We start from the raw sequence: 20,707 nt of genomic DNA on the forward strand, positions 1-20,707 counted from the left end.
GTCAGAACCGGGTCAGCGACTCCACGAGAAAGCCGGTCGCGACGTGTCTGGAGCGCGGATGAGCAGGTTCCGGGTGGAATTGCTGAACGGCGCCGTCGTGGTGCGCACCGCAGCGGGCACGGAGACGGTCACGGGCGTGGTGACCGCACGCGTGCTCGCCACCCTTGCCATGAAGGCCGGGGAGACGGTGCCCGACTCGACGTTGAAGGAACACCTGGACGTTCGCAGTGACAAGGCACTGCAGAAGCGGATCAGCGAGCTGCGGAAACTCGATCTGAAGATCGACCGCGCCGGGTTCGGCTACCGGCTCGACCTCCCGGACCCGGAGGTCGACGCCCGGTGGTTCATCGGCTGTGCCGGTACCGGCGGAACGGATCAAACCTACGACTCGGTGTGTGCCGCCCTGGCGGTCTGGCGGTCCGGCCCGCCGGCAAGACTGCTCGACGACAAAGCGTGGCGGCCGCTCTACCGGGCCAGGGACGAGCTCGAACGGCAGCGCGTCCGCCTCACGCCACGTCGGCTGCTCATCGTCGAAGACAGGGTCGGCGAGCGACTGCGGCGGATCCTCGGCCAGTACGAGTGCACCGTGGTCCGGGATCTCGCCGAGTTCTGGCGGGTGTTCGCCCACCTCGACCGTGACTTCGACGCCGTCCTGGTGGACATGCACCTGGGCGCCGACTACCACGACAACGACGGCACCGTCGTGGTCGAGACGATCAGTCGGAGCCGCACCTCCGTTCCGATCGTCGTCATGACATTCAGCCCGCTCGGCGGCTGGGACATCACAGCGTTCCAGCAGCGGTACAACGTGGTCGCGGTCGTCACCAAAGGCGGCGACGACGATTCCGCGGACTTTTCGGCCGTCGCGGAGGCGGTCCACCAGCTCTTCGCCGAGGACATCCAGACCTACCTGGTGAACGCGCTCGAGGACCAGCTCCCGCGGATCGGGCGGTACGCGGAGAAGTGGCTGAGCCAGCAGGGCAGGGAAACGGAAACGACGAGGATGCGCGCGGAGCATGAAAAACTCTACGCCGTGGCCCGCCACAACGACCTGGCCGCACTTCGGGTGGCGGTGCACGAATTCCAGTCGAGGTACGGCTCACCCGCCGCTCTGCACGACCCTCGCCGGTAGAACGATCCGGAAATGGGCGCCGCCGAGTCGCGGGGCCGGTTCAGGCAGAAGCGTGAGCGTCCCGCCCAGCGCCTCGATCCAGTGCTTGGCCGCGGCCAGCCCGGCACCGTTGCCGCTGTGCTCCGTGGAGGGCGGCACCAAACCGTGCTCAAGGCTCGAGCGGACGGCTTCGACCACGCCGTGACCGCTGTCCAGGATGTCGATGACCGCCCGCGATCCCCCGTCCTCGGCCAACATGGTGAACTCCACCGTACCGAATCGGTCGTCGTCGGCCAGCGCCTTGGCTGCGGCCTGGATGCTGTTGTTCACCAGGTTCTCTAGGCTGAGCCGGAGCGCCAGCCGAGCTCCGGTGGCCACCAGGTTCGTGTTCCCGTTGAAGATGACGTCGACCCGCCGGTGCCGGTCTCGAGCCTTGCGCCAGACTGTGTGGCACTCGGCGTCGAGGTCGAGTGATTGGTCCGGCTCGAGCCAGTCCTGGAAGTTGCGCCGGACCTCCCGGTTGGCGGCCACATCGGCCCTCGGGTCACCCGACCGGGCCTGCTTGTCGTCCGCCCAGAGGTGGATCAGGTCGGTGAGCGCACGGCGGTGCAGCGCGTCGACCGCGACGCTCGCCACGTCGCTGCCGTGCTGGCCGAGCAGCCGCTTGAGGGTGCGCAGCGCCTCCTCGTCCGCCCGCTGCGTCCGCGCCAGGGAGCGGAGAACTCCGCACCCGCACAAGGTCAGGTCGTCGTTGTCCGGCCTCCAGCCCGGCAGGTACCCCTTCTGCCGCAACGTCTCGAGCGAAGCCTCGATGTCGACGATCGAGTCGACTGCCACCGGCGAGTCGAGCTCCTTGAGAAGGTGCACGATACCGAGGCGAAGCTCTTCCTCGCTCGTGGTGCCGAAGTACACGAGAGTCATCAGCGCCACGAAAGCCGGGTCCGGCAAATCGGCCCGAACAGCGGCGAGGACGAGGTCGTCGAACCCTTCCTCGGTCCGCAGCGCGTCGACGTCGAATTCCTGGCGCAGGTTGGCTGCCCGGATGATCGCGAGCAGTGGCCGCGCGTGGCCACCGCTGAGCTCGGTCAGCTGGTCGAGCACCACCGGGCTCGCCGGTTGGCCGACCAGGTGGAGCAGCCACCACAGCCGGCTGCGCAGCAGTTCCGGAGCCGCCACCGGCAGCGCCGCCGGATCGACGTGATCCAGCTCCAGGTTCACGCACAGGCTGCGCAAGAAGGAGATCCGGCGAGCCTCCTTGCTCCGGACCCGGCCGTCCTCGTCTTTGGCCAGCAGCGCGAGCACGGACGCGATGTCGATGCCGGGTACTCCTGAAGGCTCGCTCATCCGCAGCGCCAGCCGGAAGGCCGTGTCCGTGTTGGCGTCGCCGACCACGAACAACACCGGGTTCCGCCCCACGAAGTCCAGCTTGGGCAGTCGAGGATCGTCCGGGATGAGCAGGTGCGTCGTGCGCACTCCGTCGCTGTTGTTGATCCTGGGGGCGACGTCCACGTCGGCGATGAGGTTCTGCACGGCCGTGACGTAGGCGGTGATCGCGTTCTCGGATCGTTCTTCCAGCTGTCGCAAGGCGGCGACCAGCGCCTGCCCGCACGGGTCGTCGTCCCCGGGGACGAACAACGGCATGCCGGCGGGACGGTCGGCCGGCGTGTCGAAGTAGTGCAGGACCTGCCGGAGCGACAGCGACGGCCAGCTCCAACGCTTCTCCCTGACGTGCAGGGGGATCAGCGGCTGATCGTCGTGCGCCGTCAACGCCTGGCGGGCCAGCAGGAATTCGCCGGCGGTCATCAGCTCCGCGACGTGGTCGCTCCGGTGCGGGGCCAGCGACGAGCGGACGCTGTCGAGCTGCAAGCGCAGCTCCTCGGCGATCGTTTTCTCGATCTCCCGGATCGTGAGGTCCACGGAGTCGAGTTTCGCTCCGACCTTGCCCAGGTCGTCGGTGGCCCGCGTCGCGATGAGTAGGTCGGCGGGGATCGGAATGGCGTTCCGGTCACACCGCGCCACGAGCTTCCGGCGTCGGCACTCCACCTCCTCCTGTGCCTCGTGCTGTGCCTTGGCCAGCCGGGCGCGCAGGAGGTCCAGCCGGTCCTTGTCCATGCCCGGGTCCTCGCCGAGGGCCTCGAGCGAGGTCGCGGCGAGCGCGAACTCGGCCTGTTCGAGCAGCCGGGCAATGCCGCCTTCCGGCGTCCACGCGGCGGCGAGGTCGCGCGCCACCGCCCGCGCCACCGTCGAGGGCGGGACCGGTGACCGCAGGACGGCGAGAGCCGGGTAGCGCCAGGCATCGATTCGCTCGACGAACTGGTCGTGGTACTCAGTCATCGCGTCCACCTCGCAACAGGTCGATCAGGTTCTCCAGCACCCGCGCAGCCGGGCGGCTCTGCGGCGACGGCGACAGTTTTGCCAGGGCGTTCGTCGCCCGGTCGCGGATCTCGTCGAGGCGCTGCAGGACGCGATCCGGGACCCGCTCGCCGGCGTGGTCCGGACCGTCGGCGAGGAGAGCCCGGACCGGGTCGAAGATCGCCCGGCTCTTGATCACCATGGATCGGTGCTTGCCGTCCGGAACGAGTGTCGGGCTGCCCGACGCTCGCGTGGCCTTGTCCAGCCACTTCTGTTCGCTCGGCTCGTCGTTGCGCTCGACCCAGCGCGCCAGCCCGGAGTGGTCCCGCCGCCGTGCCGTCCGCCGCAGTGTGTCCAAGGCGCCACCGTCACCAAGGAGGTACTTCTTCGTGAGATCGCCCTGCGGGCAGTTCGGCTGGTAGCGCTCGAACTTGTCGATCGCGTCGGCCACGAGGGCCCAGTTGTCACCGGCGACCGTGCGCCGCCGGTCGGCTGCGGCCGCGGCGTGCAGGTCCTCCCGCGGCAACCGCCCGAATTCCCACCCGAAGGCCTGGGCGCCGACCACGAACTCCTGTACCGCCGCGGTAGCGGATTCACCCAGTATCGTCAGCGGTTCGCCCAAGCGGGCATCGCCGGTCTCGAGCAGCGCCGCCGCGCCGATCGCCGCGAGCACGTCGAGTTCGTCCTGCTCGAGGTCGTCGGTCAGGACCGCGTCGACCAGGAGGTCGGTCACCAGGTCGGAGCCCATTCCGGCGGCGACGGCCGTGATCGCGGTTCGAGGCCGCAGTGCGGCGTCGGGGATGCCGGCCCGGACGAGGTGCGCGGTGATCCACTCCTCACGCCGCCACAGGGCGTCCAGGAGCCGCCTGCCCCACTCGACGGCCGCTTCGCCGGGATCGGCGGCGGCGAACATCGCGGCGTGGACGCGTTCGAGATCGGCGTCCGGCACGTTGGTTTCGACCAGCGCGTCGGCGACAGTGAACTCCGAGTCACCTGAGCGGCAGTAGGCCACGAGCCGGCTCTGATCGGACAGTTCCGTGCGGTCGAGTTCGTGCAGCGCGAGTTGAGCTGCTCGGGAGACGGCGTTCACCGCCGGGGCGGCCGCCTCTTCCGCCTCGATCGGCCACGACGTGGCCGATCCCAGCACGGACTGGGCGACCGAGTCGGTGGTGGAGGGCGAGACGAGCTGGATGCTCACCTCGCTTCGCCCGCTCCGCCTGCCACGACCGTACTGGGCCTCGTAGGACAGGTAGTTGTAGCTGCCGACGACCGTCTCGTCGTCGAAGATCAGCACCTTCGCGTGGTTCGTCTCGTCTTGCTTGAGCGTCAGCGTTCCCCACGTCGCCTCGTCGGCAGCCTGCCGGGCGACCGCTCGCAGTGCGGTGACCGTCTGCTCGTCCTCGGACTCGTCGTGCAGGGTCCGGTACACCAGTGCGACGTGGACACCTCGCTGCAGGCACCGCTTGACCTCCGCCACGAACCCGCTGGTGACGACGGTCGAGGAGAACTTGTCGGACGCGATCAGGACGCGGTTCGAGGCGCCCCGCAGTGCGTCCCACATGAGCGAGCTGTGCAGGTGGTCGACAACCGGGTAGGTCACCGGCCGGAGCATCCGGGTCGCGGCGGCCAGCCGTTCGCCAAAGTCCTGCCACTCGCGGGACCAGAGCACCGCCGGGGCCGACTGGGGTTCCGCCGCGGCGATGCGGGGGGAAAACTCGGGGCACTCCGGCACGACCGATACCCGCTCGGCCGACCGCTCGCCGAAGAGGTCGCGGCTCTTGAGCAACAGACAGGCGAGGCGGTAGCTGGGCTGCGCGTTGTACGCCCAGCGCAGCAGCTCTTCGGCCAACGGACACGTCGTGTCCTGATCGGCCCGCGCGGAGAATCCCACCTCGCTGAGCAGGTTCCCGCTCATGAAGTTGAAGCTGGTCACCAGGACTCTTCTGTCGTCGACGAGGACGACCTTCGCGTGCACGTGCGACGGCTGCTCCCGGTCGAAGTGGACACCACCGCCCCGGCCGGTCGCCTGGGCGGCCCGGCTGATGTCGTCCAGCGCGTTCACGACCGGGGTCGGCAGCGAGTCGTCCCGCCGGTTGATCCCCCACAGCAGGATGATCCGCACCCCACGCCGTGCGGCCTCCGTCAGAGCCTCCAGGTAGGGCTGTACACCCCGGTAGGTGACCCACGGGGCGACGAGCACGATCTGCCGTTCGGCCGCGCCGATCAGGTCGAGGATCTCGGTCCGGTGCTCCGCAGGCGTCCGGATCACCGAGACCGACATCTCCCGTCGCGCCATGTCCTGCACGCGTGCGGCCAGCCGGCCCCCGTCGAGCGCGAGGCGATCGTGTTCTGACTGGCGACTCGCCGGAGGCACGCCTCCGAGCGCACGAACCGACTGGCGGAAGCCGGTGAGTTGCTGGTAGAGGCTCGACGGCGGATCCAGCACCTGACCCGCCTCCGCCCGGAGGGCGCCGGCGAACGGTGACTGGGGATCATTCTCGAGCAGGGCCTGCAGCCGTTGGTTGGCGATCCGCTGGGCTTCGGCAGGCAGTCGCGGGTCGTCGACCTCCAGCACAATCCGGTCGGCCTGGTCGACGGCGACCTTCACGCTCATGGCGAGGTACCGGTGCCGGCGCGCCGCCTCCGGGGCGTCCGGAGTGAGGTAGGCCTTGACCACGCGCATGCCCTCCACCTGCGGTCCTCCAGCCGACCACTCGACATCCCGGCTGATCGCCGCGGTGAGCTCGGCGGTGTCGATGTCGCCGGCCGACCGATCGTCCGGGGTCCGGGTGACCACGAGCCGCGCCTGGCGCGGGGTGTAGCGGCCGAAGCGCTCGGGAAGCACACGCCCGGTCAGGGTGTCCAGGAGGATCGTCTGGGGAACCGAGGACCGCAGAGAGCTGTTCAGCTTCTCGCCGACGCCGAGGTCATTCAGCTCCTTCCTGGCCTCCGGGCTCACCGTGATCCTTTCGGTGTGCATACCGAACTCGAAGGTGATCCGCTGGTCGCGCCACAGGTCGCCGAGCAGGTCGACCATCAGCCGCGAAGTGACCCCGAACAGCATCGCCAGTTCGTGGGCCGTGTCCACTCCGGCGAGGATCGCCTTCAGAACGAGAGTCTCCAAAGAGGACGCTGCCGAGACGGGACTCAGCTGGAGCCTTGCCTCGAGGACTTCGCACTCCACATAGACCTCGACCGTCGTCATCCGGCTCGCACCTCCTCGCTCGGCACGATCCGGCCGAGCTCCCGCACCGCGGCTGCCGCCGCACGCCATTCGGGCACCGCGCAGTTTTCGTACAGGCTCAACCGTCCGACGATGACCAGCAGGTCACGCGCCCGGCTCAGCATGACGTTCGCCCGCGCCGGATCGGCCAGGTGCCCGAGCGACGAGTACATCGTCGCGCCGTCTCCGCGGGAGTCACGGTCGCGCACCAAGGAGGCGATCACCACGTCGGCCTCCCGCCCCTGGAACGAGTCGACTGTCCAGATGTCGCTCGCGAACTCCGCCGCACCCTGCTGGATCCGCTCGACCTGCTTGCGGTACGGCGTGACCACGGCCACCCGGCTCGTCCGCGTCCGCCCCGACGGCTGCAGCGCCGGCCGGATGCCGCGGAGCAACGCGGCCACGATCTCGGCCTCGGTTTCGTTGTACCAGAACCCTTTCGCCTGCTGGGTGGTGCCGGTGTCGACCCACACCAGGGGGCGCCCGCGAAGCCAGCGCGGCTGGGTGAGACCGTGATCGCGGTCGTTCCGCCTGGTGATCAGCCCGGGACCCTCGCCGCCGGAGTAGAAGCCACGGCCGACCACCTGCGCGATGGGATCCCGCATGCGGCGCTGCTCGCTCAGCCGGAGCCGCGGCGCGTCGGGAACGTCTTCGGCGAACATCTGGCCGAACGTGCTGAACGCCGCGAGGAAGTGTTCCTTGGCCTCCCACCAGGAGGCGACCTCCGGGTTGGGATCATCGTGGCAGTCGTCGAGGAACCGCTCGACCTCCTGACGCGCGAACGCGCCGATCTGCGCCTGGTCGCCCACGAGCGTCCAACGCAGACCACGGACCAGAGGGAGGGCCAGCTCCGTCGGCCAGGCCTTCGCCGCCTCCTCCACCAACACCCAGTCGAACGGTTCGTTCGTGGCTTGCTCGACAAGCCGGCCGCGAGTGGCGGCGCCGGTCGTGGCGAACACGAGGTTGGCACCCCTGCGGATCCGCATCCGCAGTTCGAGGCCGCTCTCGGAGACAGCCGAACGCCACTCGCCGAGCAACCCGGCGATCTCCTTGCTGGTGAAACGCCGCTCCTTTAGCCGGGCGTCCACGCGTTGGATGATGTCCTTCTGCACCCGCGGAACCAGGCGGTCCTCCATGAACGGTGCGATGGACTCCGCGACGCTCTTGCTCGTGTGGTCGCTGGCCAGCCGCAGCGCCACCCAGTCGGACCTGGCCGGCTGGAGACCGGTGTCGAGGGCGTTGATCTTGCTGAGGATGCGGGCCGCGAGGTTGTCCAGGGCATCGTGGGACTGCGCCGAGACCAGGACGCGTGCCCGCGGATCCACCGCAAGGAACTCGGCGACGGCTTGGGAGGTCACCTCGGTCTTGCCGGTGCCGGGCGGCCCCTGCAGGGCGAACATCGTCTCATGTTCGAGCATCGCCCGGACGGCTTCGCGCCCCTCGCCCTCGAGTTCCCCGCCCGCCGCCGCCCAGCGTCCGGGACGCCCCTGGTTGCTTTCCGGCCGCACCAGGTTCTCCAGCAGCACGTGGTTTCCGGCCAGCTCGCTCACCGCCACGACCTGACGTTCCAAGGCCCGCCGGCTCACCTTGTCGCTCTCCAAGCGCACCCACCCCCGCTCCGGCATCCGCGGGTAATGGGCGACGTCCAGAACGATCGACTCCTGGCCCCGGGCGTCGTCCAGCCGGTAGACGCCGACGCGCTTTCCCGGACGTCCGGCGTCATCAAACCGGACCTCCACCTGGATGCCGCCCGGATCGTCGTTGGCGGCCTCGGCGAAGAAGTCGCCCAAGGCCACCCGGTAGCGTTCGCTGCTGAGCAGCTTGCCGTGCATGGCCGGCAGCAAGTGTGCCCTTCTGCGGTCGGCCTCCCGGTCCCAGCGCAACACCGCTTTCACCGCGCCGGCGGCGCTCTCCCGGACGAACGAAAACTCCCGGGTGTAGAACTTAGCCGCTTGGTATTCCAGGTACCACTCGAGCCCGTCGAGGTACCGCTGTGCCAGGCTGGTGTGGACGAGGCGCTGCGCGGTCGACTGCGTCAAACTGCCCCAGTCGGGGCGGCCCTGCCCCCGTCTTTCGAGCAGTTCGATGTCGGTGGCGAAGTCGATCGACTCGACGGCGAAGATGTTCCGCGAGAGGCTCGTCTTCCGGAGCTCGTGCAACCGCGGCGGAATCCGGTGTTTCTGCAGGACGTACTTGACGACCTGGATGTTCTTGAAGTGGACCTTACGACCGAATCCTGCGGTTCGGAACAGCGTCTCCGTGAACCACACGTAGTTCTGCCCGAACAGCACCGTTGTCGCGCGGCGACGAGACTCCTCCTGGCCCGCCTGGACGAACGGCAGTGCGCCATCCGGCGAATGACAGACGGTGGCGCCTTTCAGGTCGCTCTCGATCAGCTCCGCCAACTCCTTTTCACCGATGTCGGTGGTGCTTGGCTCGCTGATGGCCTTCCAGGGGAGGAACACGCTGTCCGGCCGGCCCCGCATGTACGCGACGAGATAGGGCTTGTCGTTATCCTGCCTGGGCCGCAGTCCTTCGAGCATACCGTGATAGTGCTCGCTCATCTTCGACATGACTTCCGCCATCTCCGGCCTTGCCCGCGGTGCGTCCTCGAGCATGCCGCGCAAGAGTTCGATCAGCGGAATCGGCAGGTCAGAGTTCCCGATCTGGCGACGCACCGCTTTTCGGAACTCGACCAGTCCGGTCGCGGTCGTCGGCGCTCCTTTGACCAGGTTCGAGCCCAGGATCCATTCAGCACCGATCATGCCGAGCGAGTAGACGTCCCCGGCGGAGCCGCCCACGTCAGCCCCGGCGCCGAGCAGGAATTCGACTCGTTCGGGCGGGGCGTACGCCAGGAACCGTTCGTGCTGACTGAGGTACAGGTTGCGTACGTTCGCAGCTCCGGCGCTGCCCAGCCGGTTGGCCCGCAGCAGGTTGGAGACCATCGTGCTCATCTCGAACCGGGCCAGCCTGATCCGGCCGCCGTGCTCTTCGCTGGTGGTCGTGTCGAACTCGAGCGTGCCCGGCCACAGGTTGCGGTGGGCGATCGACGCATCGTGGAGGATCGCCAGACCGTCCGCCAGGTACCAGAAGTGCCGCAATGCTTCTTCGGGGTGCTTGCTGAGGTAGTCGGCCATCGCCGCAGCGTCGTCAACCCGGTTCTCACCGTAGACCCACGTGCGGATGTAGCCGGCACCGCCATCGGCGGAGTCGACGCCGACCAGGTTGGCGGCCGGGATGAAGCCACCGTCCTCCAGCTTGGGAAGGCTCGAGTGTCCGAGGTGGCCGATCCGCTGGAGAACCCGGTACTCCTGTTCCCAGAGCTGGCCGCCGACGTCACCGAGACCGAGATAGACCGTCAGCGAGACACGTTGCTTGTCATTCAATATCTGCGGATATCGGTATATGGTGCCGGCGAGCACCTCGACTCCGTCAAGCGTCTCGCCGTCATCGCTGAGCGTAGTGAACCGGGCTGCGCCCCGGCTCTGCTTGGACAGAATCGCCCGGACGACCACATCAGCACGCGCGAAACTCATCGTTCCCCTAACCGAGGTCCCGATCACCCTGAGCGAGGTTCTCGTCGGCCACGCCACGCCGAAGATTCATCGACGGCGCGAAAACCCACGCCCACTCCCGACCGAAGGAACGCCCGATCGATTCCTGGCTGCACCAGGCACCCGAGCGGACCCACAGCCCTGAAGTCGCGGCCGGCGAATTTCCTGTTACTGCCTTCTTGAAAATTGGTTTGGCTTACGAATCAGGTATTGTCACCGAAGTTGGAAATATCCTCACGGTCGCGGCGTATCGCCGGAGACCACGCCAGACGCGCGACCGTGCGAAGCCGCCTCGGCCCTGGCGCGGCCGATCGACTGCCCGGCGCCAGTCTCTGGCGAGCCAGGAAATCTCGGGAAAGCAGTTCTGTGCACGCGGTGGCGCCGTGGCGACCAGCTTGACCTCCCGCACTCCTCGAAGCGGGACGTCCAGGTCGATCGACGGCCCCGCTTGCCCGAAGTCTCCGCTGCGCCAGGGAACGCCGTCCAAGGTGATCTCCCAGTGGGACTTCAGATCACAGAGTGGCCCCAAGCTGAGCGTGCTGCGGAATGTGTCATCGCCCGTCGTGGTGAAGGTGGTGCTGAAGCTTTCGGTGAACCAGTGGAAGTTGCCGTCCTCGCTGCAGCTCGCGGCCTGACACGGCCGTCGGTCGGGCTTGTCTCCGGAGGAATATTCGATCGGCAAGCTGGTGGCAGCCTGGTAGATCAGCGTCGCTGCGACGGCCACAATGACGGTGGCTGCGCCGATGATGCCGCCGTAGCGCAGCTTCTTGCGGCGGTTTTCCGCATGCGCCCGCTTGGCGCGCTTCGCCGCTTCGGCGCGCTGTTCGGACTTTTCGATCTTGGCGATGGCTTCACCGATTTGAACGGCGGTGTTCGCCGGATTGCCGAGCAAGTGCACGTGGAACAAGCCGTCGTAGATGGCCGTGAACTGCCTGCCTTCGCAGGAGAAGGTCGTCTCGATGCGTTCCTTGGTCGCCCCCGCGTTCCACATCTCGGGTGTTGCCGGACGGTGGACGGGGGTGATGTCGGTGAGGGCGACGTCCAGCTTGTCCGCCCAATCGCCGAGCAGCTCGCGGGAGCGCTCGTGCATCTCGATCACCCGGACTTCGGTGTCGTCGGACTTCTCCCGCTTGCTCCGGTCTGCCGCCGCCTTGCTGCGCTCCCAGAGGTTCCTGTCGCCGCCACCGGTCTCCGTCACGGGGACTGGGTCGCGACGTGAACGCCATTCGTTACGACGGCGACCTTGAAGACCTGAGAGCGGGTCCTCGGGGGCGGGACCGTGCGCAGTTCGCGCGCCGCCTGCCCCGCCCGAGGCGTTCCGGGACCGCGGACGTCGTCACCGCACTCGGCTCCTCAAATGGCCCCCTTCAACGATGAAGGTGGCCACCACCCGGACAGTGTCACGAAGACGTTCCTGCCGCAGCTTCGTCCAATTCCGCTTCAGGACGATCACCGAGTGCACCTATGCTGCGGCAGCGAGGTCGGCTATCTCGTCCATGCCACCGCGCAGCGACGTCGGGGCGTGGTTGACGAGAGCGGGCCGGGAACGGCGCCGACCCGAGTGCGACCAGGCCATTCACCGCCTCATCGGCGCCTTCGCCTCGCTGACCACGGACAAGATCGTCCGATGCTCCATCGCCTCACACACGAGAGCCGCACTCGCTGTCAGCGCGCCGCGTAATGCTGTCGCGCTCCGTAACTCGCCCGGTGCGCGTGCCGACGGCGTCAGAACGCTCGGCGCCAAGGTGTTGCTGGACTTCGCGGCCGAGATGAACGAGGAAGAGGCTGGGGACATCCGCTGGCGAGGTTACCTACATCGCCGCGTAGCAGCACATTCACGACGTCCGGTCGAGCCTGATCGCCGGGCCCGACGATCAGGCTGCGGTGCTCCTCGTACGCTCCTGCAGGAGTAAGTCGGAGCAGGTCGAAGGCGAGTGACCCGTCGTGCGCGTCGTCGTCGAAGGGTTTCGTTGTGACGGACTGATTCGAACTCACACGGCTTGACCTGGGCAAACATGGTCCGCTGAGTCGCTGCTTCGACTGGAAATATGACGCTGACCTGGGAAATCTCCGTGCCCCCGGTGAGATTCGAACTCACACTGGACGGGTTTTGAACGGATCACGGAAGTGACCGTTGACCAGCAACAGCTGCTGTCATCCAGGACCTACGGGGGCGTCGAGGGGGTGTAACGACTCGTCTGACTGCGTCGTCTTACCCATATGGACGATGAGGGCATCCATGACGCTGGAGAGGGCTATGCCGGTAGCCCGTTGGGTCACAGTGCCGCGCCGCCCGGCGAAGGATTCAGCTTTGCGATCGGGCAGTCTTCTGGCGTGAAATCTACCGTCCATAAGATCTTCTCTTCTAAGAGCAAGTCTGATGTCTACCTGGTCACGATCCCGACCGGTGGCGTTATGAAGGTAAGCTTCCACGAGTCGGGAGTATGTCAGCACTCGTATCTCTCCAATGTCGCCATGCAGTATTTTGAACGAAATTCTGATCGCCATGTTGATAAATGGTCCTTGTTGAAACCGTTCGCTGCTGGATGGTGTCGAGCCTACTACATAACTATTCCCCGTACCGAGTTGCGAGAATACGAACTTTCGGAGTTGGGTAGTGCGCCTGTGAGGTGGATTGAAGATCCTGGGCGCGGCTACTGGGTCAATGTACACATCATCTTTCGTGATCCAGGTTCGCAGATCTATCTTTCTGTCGACGACGCTGTACGTGTCGGCGAACTGCGACTCAATAACGGTGGCGCTGTAGCGGTATTCGCGAATCGCTTCAAGCCAACGCCTGAGCAGGCGAAAATTGTCGCCAAGTATCGGGATATGTTCCTGGCTAATGAAGAGTTGCGCTCGCAGATCGGCGAGTCGGAGAACCCTGTGGCTGGGCTTTATGGCTACGATAAGGAAGGCGTTCGAGGTGTTACCGAATTGTCCATGACGGCGCCGCCTGTTGGGTTCACGGAAATATGTACTGGTCAATATGACCCGCTCGTTGCGCCTGGCATCCGTTTCCATCGACGACGTAACAACTCGTCAGCTTAGCGGTCATGGGATAAGACATCGTCGATCGCGTTGACGTAAACCATCAAGTCGTGCAGTTGCTTGGTGTATCCAACTGCAAAGCCCGGCACGAAGCCGCTAGCTTGTATGCCCATAATACTTTGGGTTGACCAGGGTTCATGTAGAGATTTTTGGCATGAAGCCATCGTTTGAGAGACGTCCCAGACGGCATACATTCTCGACAGGTCAATGTCTGCCATCAGAGCTTCTATCTCTGTTTCAAGCTCTGCTGGGATCCAGTTAAGTCCGGCCTGTAGTGACTCGTTCCTAAGGCTGGATTCGAGGGTTTCCCACTGTGTCCTAACGCGGGTCTGCCAATTCTTTGGTTCAGGCGCTAGCACTTCCCTTGTTAGTTCTGAGGCGGCCTGGAGTTTGTCCAAATATTCACTCAGAAGAACTCGGGCTTTCTTTGCTCGGGCGTCCTCGTCGATGTGTTCGGTTGAGTAGTATTCGTGGCCAGACGATCGCGCCAGATCGTCAAGAGTTTCGACTAGTTCCTGCCAAGGTTGAGACATCTTCGTATATTCATCGTAAAGTTTTTCCAGGTCGGAAAATCTCCCACTTCTCGCGGGTGCGCAAATGGAGGTATGAAACTCTTTTGAGAGTTTGATCCTTAGTCGCATGATTGACCGTTTGCGCAGCTCTTCGCTCTGGAGACTCGTCAGCCATTGGAGGAAGACGAGAGCCAAAGGTATCCCGAAGCATGCGCTCGTAATTCCAGATAGGATATTGGTAAGGAATGGGAGTGATGAGAACCAGTCGTTCGCATCGCCGGCGATGCCGATGGCAAGTAATATTAGTCCGAAACCGGCGATTGACGAAGCGACTAAACGAAGTGGCCGGGTTGTACTGTTCCATATGTCGCCAAGTAGGGAGGTTTCACGCTGCTTTTGCCGTTTAATTCGATGCGGCGATTGCCGGTCTGGGCTCATTGCTCTGTTCGACCTCTTGTTAACTCTGTCTGGTGGCGTTGGAGGGCTTCTGTCCAGCAAGAAATGATTTGACCTGTTGTACCGAGACTGTATAGCAGAGCCTGTTAGTGTCAGGAACTGTTCGAGCAGAGTGTGGGCTGATAACCACGCCTGGGCACCGCCAAAGCGGATGGCTCTCGGGGAGGGGCTCCGGTTCTGTGACATCGAGAGCTGCGCGCAACCGCCCCGAGCTTACCTCGTTGACCAGCGCGTCAGTGTCTACAATCTTGCCGCGACCGGCGTTGATGAGTAGTGCCCCGTCGGGCATGGTCGCGAGGAACTTTGCGTCAACCAAGTTTCGAGTTTTTTCGGTTAGTGGAGCGGTGATTACTACGATGTCATGCCCGTCAATTAGATGGGGAATTTCCGAGGCTGCGTGCACTCCATCGCGGCGTGTGCTGGCGACGAGTGTGGACTCCGTGCCAAAGGCCGCAAACAGTCGCGCAACGGCCGAACCAATGCTGCCCGCTCCTACGATAAGCGCGCGCTTGCCGCGAAGTGTGTCAGCGGCGAACTTGCGGTGCGCCCATATGTGCTTGTCTTGGAAACGCACCAGCGCTGGCCATTGGCGGTATTGGGTCAGCGCGGCGGACAGCACCCATTCGGAAACCGGTCCGGCGTGTGCGCCTCTCGCGCCGGCGAGGACGACGCCGTCCGGGACCTCGTTCGCCCACTCGTCCGTGCCGGCCGCCGTCAGCTGGACCATTCGGAGGTTGGGCATCTGTGCCATCAACGGCATGGGGCGGTTGGTGCCCCGGTAGGGCGGCACGAAGATCTCGGCCTGACGCTGCCGCTCATCTAGGTTCGTGGTCGTGGGGTCGTACGGGATGACCTCAACGGCGTCGAGCTGGCCGAACAGTTCATGGGCAACCAGGTCGTCCGTCTCGTTGCTGACGAGGATGCGAGTTGTCACGGTTGTTCTGTGTCCTTGCTCAGCAGGGAGCTGACAAGGCTCCGTGCCTGATCCTGAAGGGGCTTGCTGGATGCTGAGTTGTCGATGACGACGTGGGGAGCGGGCGGCCGTAACTCGAGGTCGATACCCGAGATGTAGTCGTCCCAGTTGGCGAGCTTCTGGGCATCGCGCGCGGCGCCGCGGTGGCGGACGTACGTGTGCATCGTGTCCGCGTCGCAGTAGACCCAGGCGAACGAGACCTTGGCGCCCATCGCTGCGCAGGTCGCCTGAATTCGTTCCGCCCACGCCGGGTCGGCGAACTCCTTGACGAACGGCGCGGTCACGATCGCGCTGTTGCCGCACTGGACGTTCTCTGTCATGGCACTGATCAGTGCCTCGTACTCGCGCGGTCGGATCTTGTTGACGTACAAGTCGGACTCGCGGTCATTGGGCGAGAGCCCGAGCAGTTCCAGTGCCGCTTCGACCACAGGGCGGGTCAAGGTGTCCTTGTCGAGCATCGGCCAGCCGGTCTCGCGCGCGACGATGCGGCCCAGTTCCGTTTTGCCGCTGCCGGCGTAGCCGCCGACCACGAGGACTTGCGGTGAGCTCGGCTTTGGGTGCGCTTCTGCGGTCACGTGCGGCGCATTCACGATCCGGCCGGCGCGCGGCTTGCTGGTGATGAGCCCCTCCTTGATCAGCACGTCCATCGCTTCGTTGATTGTGAACGGGCTGACGTTCCACTCGCTAGCGAGCTCGCGAGTCGACGGCAGCGGCTGACCGTCCCGAAGGCGGCCGGCCTCGATGTCGTTCCGGATGTTGCGGGCAACTTGCTGGTGCAGCGGTTCGGACCGCCGGACTCCAGAGCGCGGCCGAGACATCAGTTAGCTCCTTCGTTCGCCATAGAGACCAACCATCTGGATGGTCAACGGGTCAGACCATACCAGATGACTGGCTGTGTTCTGGCTGCTCAGCGCGTCAACGCTACTCCATTCGAGTCAATCAATTGACTGGTAAAAAAACCAACTGTTAGGTTCATGGTGTTCCGCAACACACCCTGGAAGGGAACATCATGAAGGCCGCACACATCACCAACCGAGTCGTCCGGACCGCTGTTGACGGTGTTGGCGCCGGTCAGGGCCACTGCCCGGACGGCCTGACCGAGTCGGCGATTGACGCGCTGATCGCTGAGGTCGATCAGGAGTTGGCTGCTGCGTCGACGGTGGCGCAGACGCGTACTCGCCACACGTTCACCGATGCGCAGCACGCCCACCGGACGCGCCGGCGGACCGACCGCGCCACGTTGCGGGTGCTGCCGGTGCGCCTGGGCGCCGCTACGTCGGCACCGGAGGGCGAGGCCGCATGACCGTCCGACTCGGCTTTCCCGTCGCTCTCGCCGCATTTGACCCCGACACGGCGGCTCACTCCGCCAAGAACGCGCACGCCGCGTCGGGTCTCCCGATCAACCACCACGCAGGTAGCTACTCGGAGAGGTCTCTCATGGTAGGCACCCTCACGCCTCGCGCAATCGAGCGTTTGGCGATCCGCCGATACACCGACCAGACCGGCCAGTCGTGGGCCAAGGCCCCGGCCGCCACGCGCCGCACCTGGCTGGCGGAGACCGAGCCGGTCATCCGCGCCGAACACGGCATCGCGCTGGACGCGGTGTGGAACGGCGGGGACTGGCAGGCCCCCGGCCAGGTCGACCTCTTCGACGTTCCGGCGGTGGCCTGAGATGTCCACGCAGGTGCTGATGGTCCTCGGCGGTCTGGCGCTGGTCGGCGTGTTCGCCATGTGGCGCTCCGGCCGCAAGTCCGCGATCCGGGCCCAGAGGGGCGTTCGTGAGATCACCCGCATGACCGGCAACACGATCCGCCTGATCTTGGCCACGGCGATTATCGCGTTCGTTCAGTGGCTGGTGATCGTGAAGATTCAGAACACCACCGCCACATGGATCGCGCTGGTCGTCCCGGCGCTGCTGGCCGCCGCCACGATCGTGCGGCTGATGGCCATCACCGAAATCGTCCACACCACCCGTGGAGGTCGTCGCTGATGTTCAGCAAGAAGAACGAAGACGACGCCATCGCGGCCGCCGTAGTCCACGTGCTGCTCTCGGGCATGAAGCCCGAGCACCGGCAGGGCGTGCTGGCGCAGCTCAACGACAACGAACGCCGCCAGGTCCTCAACGCGGAACTGGAAGGCCGCGCGGACCAGTGGGAGCGCAAGCACGGCACGGAATGGGGGCAGAGCTGATGAGCACGGAAACCCTGGCTCCGCAGGACGCGAAGCACCAGCCGTTGTCCGAGGCGGACAAGCTCGCCCAGGACGCGGCCACCGCCGCGCAGGTCCGGCGGCTGGCCAACCACCCGGACGTGGTGGCGCTGCGGGTGGAGAAGGTCCGCACGCAGGTCGACGCGGTGATCTGGCTCGGGATCTTCCTCGGCCTGGCCTTCACCATGGTCAACGTCCAGTCCTTCGCCGCCGCCGGCGCCGCAACCTGGTCGCTCGGCTGGCTGGCCGGGTGGCTGCTAGACCCGATGGTCTCGCTGGTTCTCGTGGCGGTGCTGCGGGCGGAGCAGGTGACGGCCCGGTACCAGGTCGACACCGGCCGGTGGGCGCACCGGACGAAGTGGTTCGCGTTCCTGGCCACTTACGTGATGAACACCTGGAAGTCCTGGACGCACTTCGACGTGGCTGGGGTGGTGCTGCACTCGGTTCCGCCGGTGCTGGTGTTCCTCGCGGCGGAGACCGCGCCGGTGCTGCGGGACAAGCTCACCGAAGCGGTCATGGCCGCCGCGGGGACGGCGTTCACGGGAGAGCAGGCCACCGGCGCTCCGGCTGCCGTGCCCGCTGCTCCGGCGGAGGACAGCGCGGGGGAGAAGTCGGCACCGGTGGCCCGGCCGCGCCGCCGTCCGGTCCGCAAGTCAGCCGCGAAGCCGGCTCGGAAGCTGCGCGGGGACTACCTGGCCGACGCCCGCGCCGCGTGGGCCCCGGGCATCGAGATCACCCCGGCCTGGGTCCGGTCCGTGTGCCCGGAGATCTCGCGCGGCACCAGCAAGAACGTCGCTGATGACCTGATCGCCGAAACTGCCCGCCCGGCCGTTGCGCCGGTGCCGGCCGACCAGCCCGTGACCGTCGACCAGGAGGAGGCCGCCTGATGTCCACCACCGCCGACCACACGCCTGAGTCCGTGAACGGACCCGACTCCGAAGGGCCTCTTTCCGTGAACAGCACGCCCGACCCGTCCACGAACACCCCGGCCGAGACGCCCGTGAATGCCGCCGTGAACGCCGACCCGGCCGCTACCGACACCGCTAAGACGCGGGCCGGGAACGTCGTCCCGATCCGCCCGGACACCGCCCGCACGCCGGAGGAGATCCCGGAGCAGGACCGGCCCGCCGCCGACGACACCGAGTCCGGCACGGTCGTCCGGCTGGTCGACCCGCCGGCAACGAAGGTGACGTGGTGGGAGTCCGCCGGCCACGCCACCGCACGGCCGCTGGTCGCGCGCTGGCTGACCTCGGCAGAGGAGTTCAAGTCGCGGGCCCGGTTCCTGGTCCGCTACGCCGCCCACACCACGGCGTTCCACGCGCTGCGGGTGCCGGTGTACGTGCCGACGGCGTTCCTGCGCTCGTTCGGCGCGACCGGCCGTCTGGTCGCCCGGCTGCGCGCGTGGGTGTACGACGCGGAGTCCCACCCGGTGCGGATGAACGCCCGCGACCGCGCCGACGCGGAGCTGTACATGAAGCTGCGCGAGATCCGCAACGAAACGGTGCGCCGCCGCACGGGAACCGTGGTGCTCGCAGTGTCCGTGCTGCTGGCCATCGTCTACCTCTGCACCGTGCTGCTGGAGCCATTCTGGAACTGGACCGGCCTGGTGGTCGCGATGACGCTCGTGGGCTGGTGGGGCGCACCGGCGGACAAGCCGGTCGCCGGTCGCGCCGTGGACTCGGTCAAGGCATCCAAGCTGACGTCGTCGATGATCGAGGACGCGCTCTGCTCTCTCGGGATCGGTGGGCTGAACCAGGCCTACGCCAAGGGCAAGCGCATCGAGTTCCCGAACCCGATCGCCCGCGACGGCGACGGCTGGCGCGCCGACGTCGACCTGCCCTTGGGTGTCACGGCCGGCGACATCATCGCCAAGCGCGACGAGCTGTCCTCCGCCCTGCGCCGGCAGATCGGGTGCGTGTGGCCGGAAGGAGATGCGAAGGTCCACGAAGGACGGTTGGTGCTGTGGGTCGGGGACATCGACATGTCCAAGGCCAAGCAGAAGCCGTGGCCGCTGGCCAAGCCGGGCGCGACGGTCGACCTGTTCACCGCGCAGCCGTTCGGCACCGACCAGCGCGGCCGCTGGGTGCCCATCACGCTGATGTTCGCCTCGATGGTGATCGGCGCGGTCCCGCGCATGGGCAAGACGGTCACGCTGCGGGAACTGCTGCTGATCGCCGCCCTGGACCCGCGCGCGGTGCTCTACGCCTACGACCTCAAAGGCACCGGTGACTTGTCCCCGCTGGGGCAGTGCGCGCACGGCTACGGCGTCGGCGATGACCCCGAGGACATCGAACGCATGGTGGTGGAGATGCGGGAACTTCGGAACGAGATGCGCCGCCGCACCAAGGTGATCCGCAACCTGCCGGAATCGGTCTGCCCGGACAACAAAGTCACCCCGGAGCTGGCCGCGCGTAAGGACTTGCGGCTCGCGCCGATCGTGGTCGGGGTGGATGAGTGTCAGGTGTGGTTCGAGCACCCCGAGCACGGCGAGGAGCTGGAGGAGATCTGCACCGACCTGGTCAAGCGCGGCCCCGCGCTGGGGATCACGTTGATCCTGGCCACGCAGCGCCCGGACGCGAAGTCGCTGCCCACGGGCATCTCCGCCAACGCCATCCTGCGGTTCTGCCTCAAGGTGATGGGGCAGCAGGCCAACGACATGGTTCTCGGCACCAGCCAGTACAAGTCCGGGGTGCGGGCCACGATGTTCGCCCGCTCGGACCGGGGCATCGGCTACCTCGCCGGCGAGGGCGACGACGCGCAGATCGTGCGCAGCGTCTACAAGGACGCCACCGACGCCAAGAAGATCGCCGCCGGTGCCCGGGCGCGGCGGGAAGCGCTGGGCAACATCACCGGCTACGCCGCCGGTGAGGCCGTGGACGTGGAGGCCGCGCGGCTGGACCCGCTGGCCGACACCATCGCGGTGTTCCAGCGTGGGGAGGACAAGCTCTGGTCCGACGCCATCGTGACCCGGCTCGCCGAGCTGCGGCCCGGCCAGTACCGGGGCTGGACCGCGCAGAACCTCGCCACCGCGCTCAAGCCGTATGGCGTCAAGCCCAAGCAGGTGTGGAGCACTGACCCTGACACGGGCAAGGGAGCCAACCGCAACGGCTACACCCGCGACGCCCTCACCACCGCCAAGAACAACCGAGCGTAACCGGGTTCGGAGGCTAGGGGCGGTTCGCGTCCTAGACCGGACCGCCCCTAGACCTAGACCCCTCCTCTAGGCACCCGCAGCAGTCGTGACCAGCGCACTAGCGCCCTAGACCC

15 protein-coding genes are annotated in these 20,707 nt (G+C 66.4%); 8 read left to right on the forward strand and 7 right to left on the reverse strand.

The window, feature by feature from the left end:
- Positions 1 to 58: 58 nt before the first annotated feature.
- Positions 59 to 1,132: a hypothetical protein gene (locus ACWDN5_RS26240; protein WP_449678134.1), complete on the forward strand. Its 1,074-nt coding sequence runs from the start codon at positions 59 to 61 to the stop codon at positions 1,130 to 1,132.
- Here ACWDN5_RS26240 and ACWDN5_RS26245 read toward each other — a convergent pair.
- The 4 genes from ACWDN5_RS26245 to ACWDN5_RS26260 all read right to left on the reverse strand — a co-directional run bounded on the left by ACWDN5_RS26245 (position 1,100) and on the right by ACWDN5_RS26260 (position 11,438).
- On the reverse strand, positions 1,100 to 3,445 hold the full coding sequence (locus ACWDN5_RS26245; protein ID WP_449678135.1) for an ATP-binding protein: 2,346 nt from the start codon (positions 3,443 to 3,445) through the stop codon (positions 1,100 to 1,102). The genes ACWDN5_RS26240 and ACWDN5_RS26245 overlap by 33 nt on opposite strands.
- Positions 3,438 to 6,668: a phospholipase D-like domain-containing protein gene (locus ACWDN5_RS26250; RefSeq protein ID WP_449678136.1), complete on the reverse strand. Its 3,231-nt coding sequence runs from the start codon at positions 6,666 to 6,668 to the stop codon at positions 3,438 to 3,440. Before ACWDN5_RS26250 ends, ACWDN5_RS26245 begins: the two co-directional genes overlap by 8 nt.
- On the reverse strand, positions 6,665 to 10,222 hold the full coding sequence (locus ACWDN5_RS26255; RefSeq protein ID WP_449678137.1) for an AAA domain-containing protein: 3,558 nt from the start codon (positions 10,220 to 10,222) through the stop codon (positions 6,665 to 6,667). Before ACWDN5_RS26255 ends, ACWDN5_RS26250 begins: the two co-directional genes overlap by 4 nt.
- 214 nt (positions 10,223 to 10,436) lie before the next feature.
- The gene (locus ACWDN5_RS26260; protein ID WP_449678138.1) at positions 10,437 to 11,438 is read right to left on the reverse strand and encodes a hypothetical protein; all 1,002 of its coding nucleotides are present in this window, start codon (positions 11,436 to 11,438) and stop codon (positions 10,437 to 10,439) included.
- Between the two features lie 1,022 nt (positions 11,439 to 12,460).
- Here ACWDN5_RS26260 and ACWDN5_RS26265 point away from each other — a divergent pair.
- Positions 12,461 to 13,291, forward strand: coding sequence for a hypothetical protein (locus tag ACWDN5_RS26265; RefSeq protein WP_449678139.1), 831 nt, complete (start codon positions 12,461 to 12,463; stop codon positions 13,289 to 13,291).
- Here the strand turns inward: ACWDN5_RS26265 and ACWDN5_RS26270 are convergent.
- The 3 genes from ACWDN5_RS26270 to ACWDN5_RS26280 are packed head-to-tail and all read right to left on the reverse strand — an operon-like array spanning position 13,288 to position 16,050.
- The gene (locus ACWDN5_RS26270) at positions 13,288 to 14,241 is read right to left on the reverse strand and encodes a hypothetical protein (RefSeq protein ID WP_449678140.1); all 954 of its coding nucleotides are present in this window, start codon (positions 14,239 to 14,241) and stop codon (positions 13,288 to 13,290) included. The two genes, ACWDN5_RS26265 and ACWDN5_RS26270, sit on opposite strands and share 4 nt — an antisense overlap.
- Before the next feature lie 19 nt (positions 14,242 to 14,260).
- On the reverse strand, positions 14,261 to 15,193 hold the full coding sequence (locus tag ACWDN5_RS26275) for an NAD(P)-dependent oxidoreductase (RefSeq protein WP_449678141.1): 933 nt from the start codon (positions 15,191 to 15,193) through the stop codon (positions 14,261 to 14,263).
- The gene (locus ACWDN5_RS26280) at positions 15,190 to 16,050 is read right to left on the reverse strand and encodes a GntR family transcriptional regulator (RefSeq protein WP_449678142.1); all 861 of its coding nucleotides are present in this window, start codon (positions 16,048 to 16,050) and stop codon (positions 15,190 to 15,192) included. The genes ACWDN5_RS26275 and ACWDN5_RS26280 overlap by 4 nt, the downstream gene beginning before the upstream one ends.
- Positions 16,051 to 16,241: 191 nt before the next feature.
- Here ACWDN5_RS26280 and ACWDN5_RS26285 point away from each other — a divergent pair, with 191 nt between their 5' ends.
- The 6 genes from ACWDN5_RS26285 (at position 16,242) to ACWDN5_RS26310 (ending at position 20,594) form a co-directional block, all read left to right on the forward strand.
- Positions 16,242 to 16,535 carry a hypothetical protein gene (locus tag ACWDN5_RS26285; protein WP_449678143.1) on the forward strand — a complete coding sequence of 98 codons (294 nt, stop codon included), beginning with the start codon at positions 16,242 to 16,244 and terminating at the stop codon, positions 16,533 to 16,535.
- Between the two features lie 170 nt (positions 16,536 to 16,705).
- Positions 16,706 to 16,903, forward strand: coding sequence for a hypothetical protein (locus ACWDN5_RS26290; RefSeq protein WP_449678144.1), 198 nt, complete (start codon positions 16,706 to 16,708; stop codon positions 16,901 to 16,903).
- 1 nt (position 16,904) lies between these two features.
- The gene (locus tag ACWDN5_RS26295; protein WP_449678145.1) at positions 16,905 to 17,222 is read left to right on the forward strand and encodes a hypothetical protein; all 318 of its coding nucleotides are present in this window, start codon (positions 16,905 to 16,907) and stop codon (positions 17,220 to 17,222) included.
- The gene (locus ACWDN5_RS26300; RefSeq protein ID WP_449678146.1) at positions 17,222 to 17,422 is read left to right on the forward strand and encodes a hypothetical protein; all 201 of its coding nucleotides are present in this window, start codon (positions 17,222 to 17,224) and stop codon (positions 17,420 to 17,422) included. The genes ACWDN5_RS26295 and ACWDN5_RS26300 overlap by 1 nt, the downstream gene beginning before the upstream one ends.
- On the forward strand, positions 17,422 to 18,327 hold the full coding sequence (locus tag ACWDN5_RS26305; protein WP_449678147.1) for a hypothetical protein: 906 nt from the start codon (positions 17,422 to 17,424) through the stop codon (positions 18,325 to 18,327). Before ACWDN5_RS26300 ends, ACWDN5_RS26305 begins: the two co-directional genes overlap by 1 nt.
- Positions 18,328 to 18,392: 65 nt before the next feature.
- Positions 18,393 to 20,594, forward strand: coding sequence for an FtsK/SpoIIIE domain-containing protein (locus tag ACWDN5_RS26310; protein ID WP_449678148.1), 2,202 nt, complete (start codon positions 18,393 to 18,395; stop codon positions 20,592 to 20,594).
- Positions 20,595 to 20,707 lie beyond the last annotated feature (113 nt).

The organism is Amycolatopsis sp. NPDC003731, from assembly GCF_053586895.1.

Excerpts from the sequence above, each read along its gene's own strand:
- ACWDN5_RS26240 (WP_449678134.1), top strand. The coding sequence starts at position 59 with ATGAGCAGGTTCCGGGTGGAATTGCTGAACGGCGCCGTCGTGGTGCGC.
- ACWDN5_RS26245 (WP_449678135.1), bottom strand. The coding sequence starts at position 3,445 with ATGACTGAGTACCACGACCAGTTCGTCGAGCGAATCGATGCCTGGCGC.
- ACWDN5_RS26250 (WP_449678136.1), bottom strand. The coding sequence starts at position 6,668 with ATGACGACGGTCGAGGTCTATGTGGAGTGCGAAGTCCTCGAGGCAAGG.
- ACWDN5_RS26255 (WP_449678137.1), bottom strand. The coding sequence starts at position 10,222 with ATGAGTTTCGCGCGTGCTGATGTGGTCGTCCGGGCGATTCTGTCCAAG.
- ACWDN5_RS26265 (WP_449678139.1), top strand. The coding sequence starts at position 12,461 with ATGGACGATGAGGGCATCCATGACGCTGGAGAGGGCTATGCCGGTAGC.
- ACWDN5_RS26270 (WP_449678140.1), bottom strand. The coding sequence starts at position 14,241 with ATGAGCCCAGACCGGCAATCGCCGCATCGAATTAAACGGCAAAAGCAG.
- ACWDN5_RS26280 (WP_449678142.1), bottom strand. The coding sequence starts at position 16,050 with ATGTCTCGGCCGCGCTCTGGAGTCCGGCGGTCCGAACCGCTGCACCAG.
- ACWDN5_RS26285 (WP_449678143.1), top strand. The coding sequence starts at position 16,242 with ATGAAGGCCGCACACATCACCAACCGAGTCGTCCGGACCGCTGTTGAC.
- ACWDN5_RS26295 (WP_449678145.1), top strand. The coding sequence starts at position 16,905 with ATGTCCACGCAGGTGCTGATGGTCCTCGGCGGTCTGGCGCTGGTCGGC.
- ACWDN5_RS26300 (WP_449678146.1), top strand. The coding sequence starts at position 17,222 with ATGTTCAGCAAGAAGAACGAAGACGACGCCATCGCGGCCGCCGTAGTC.
- ACWDN5_RS26305 (WP_449678147.1), top strand. The coding sequence starts at position 17,422 with ATGAGCACGGAAACCCTGGCTCCGCAGGACGCGAAGCACCAGCCGTTG.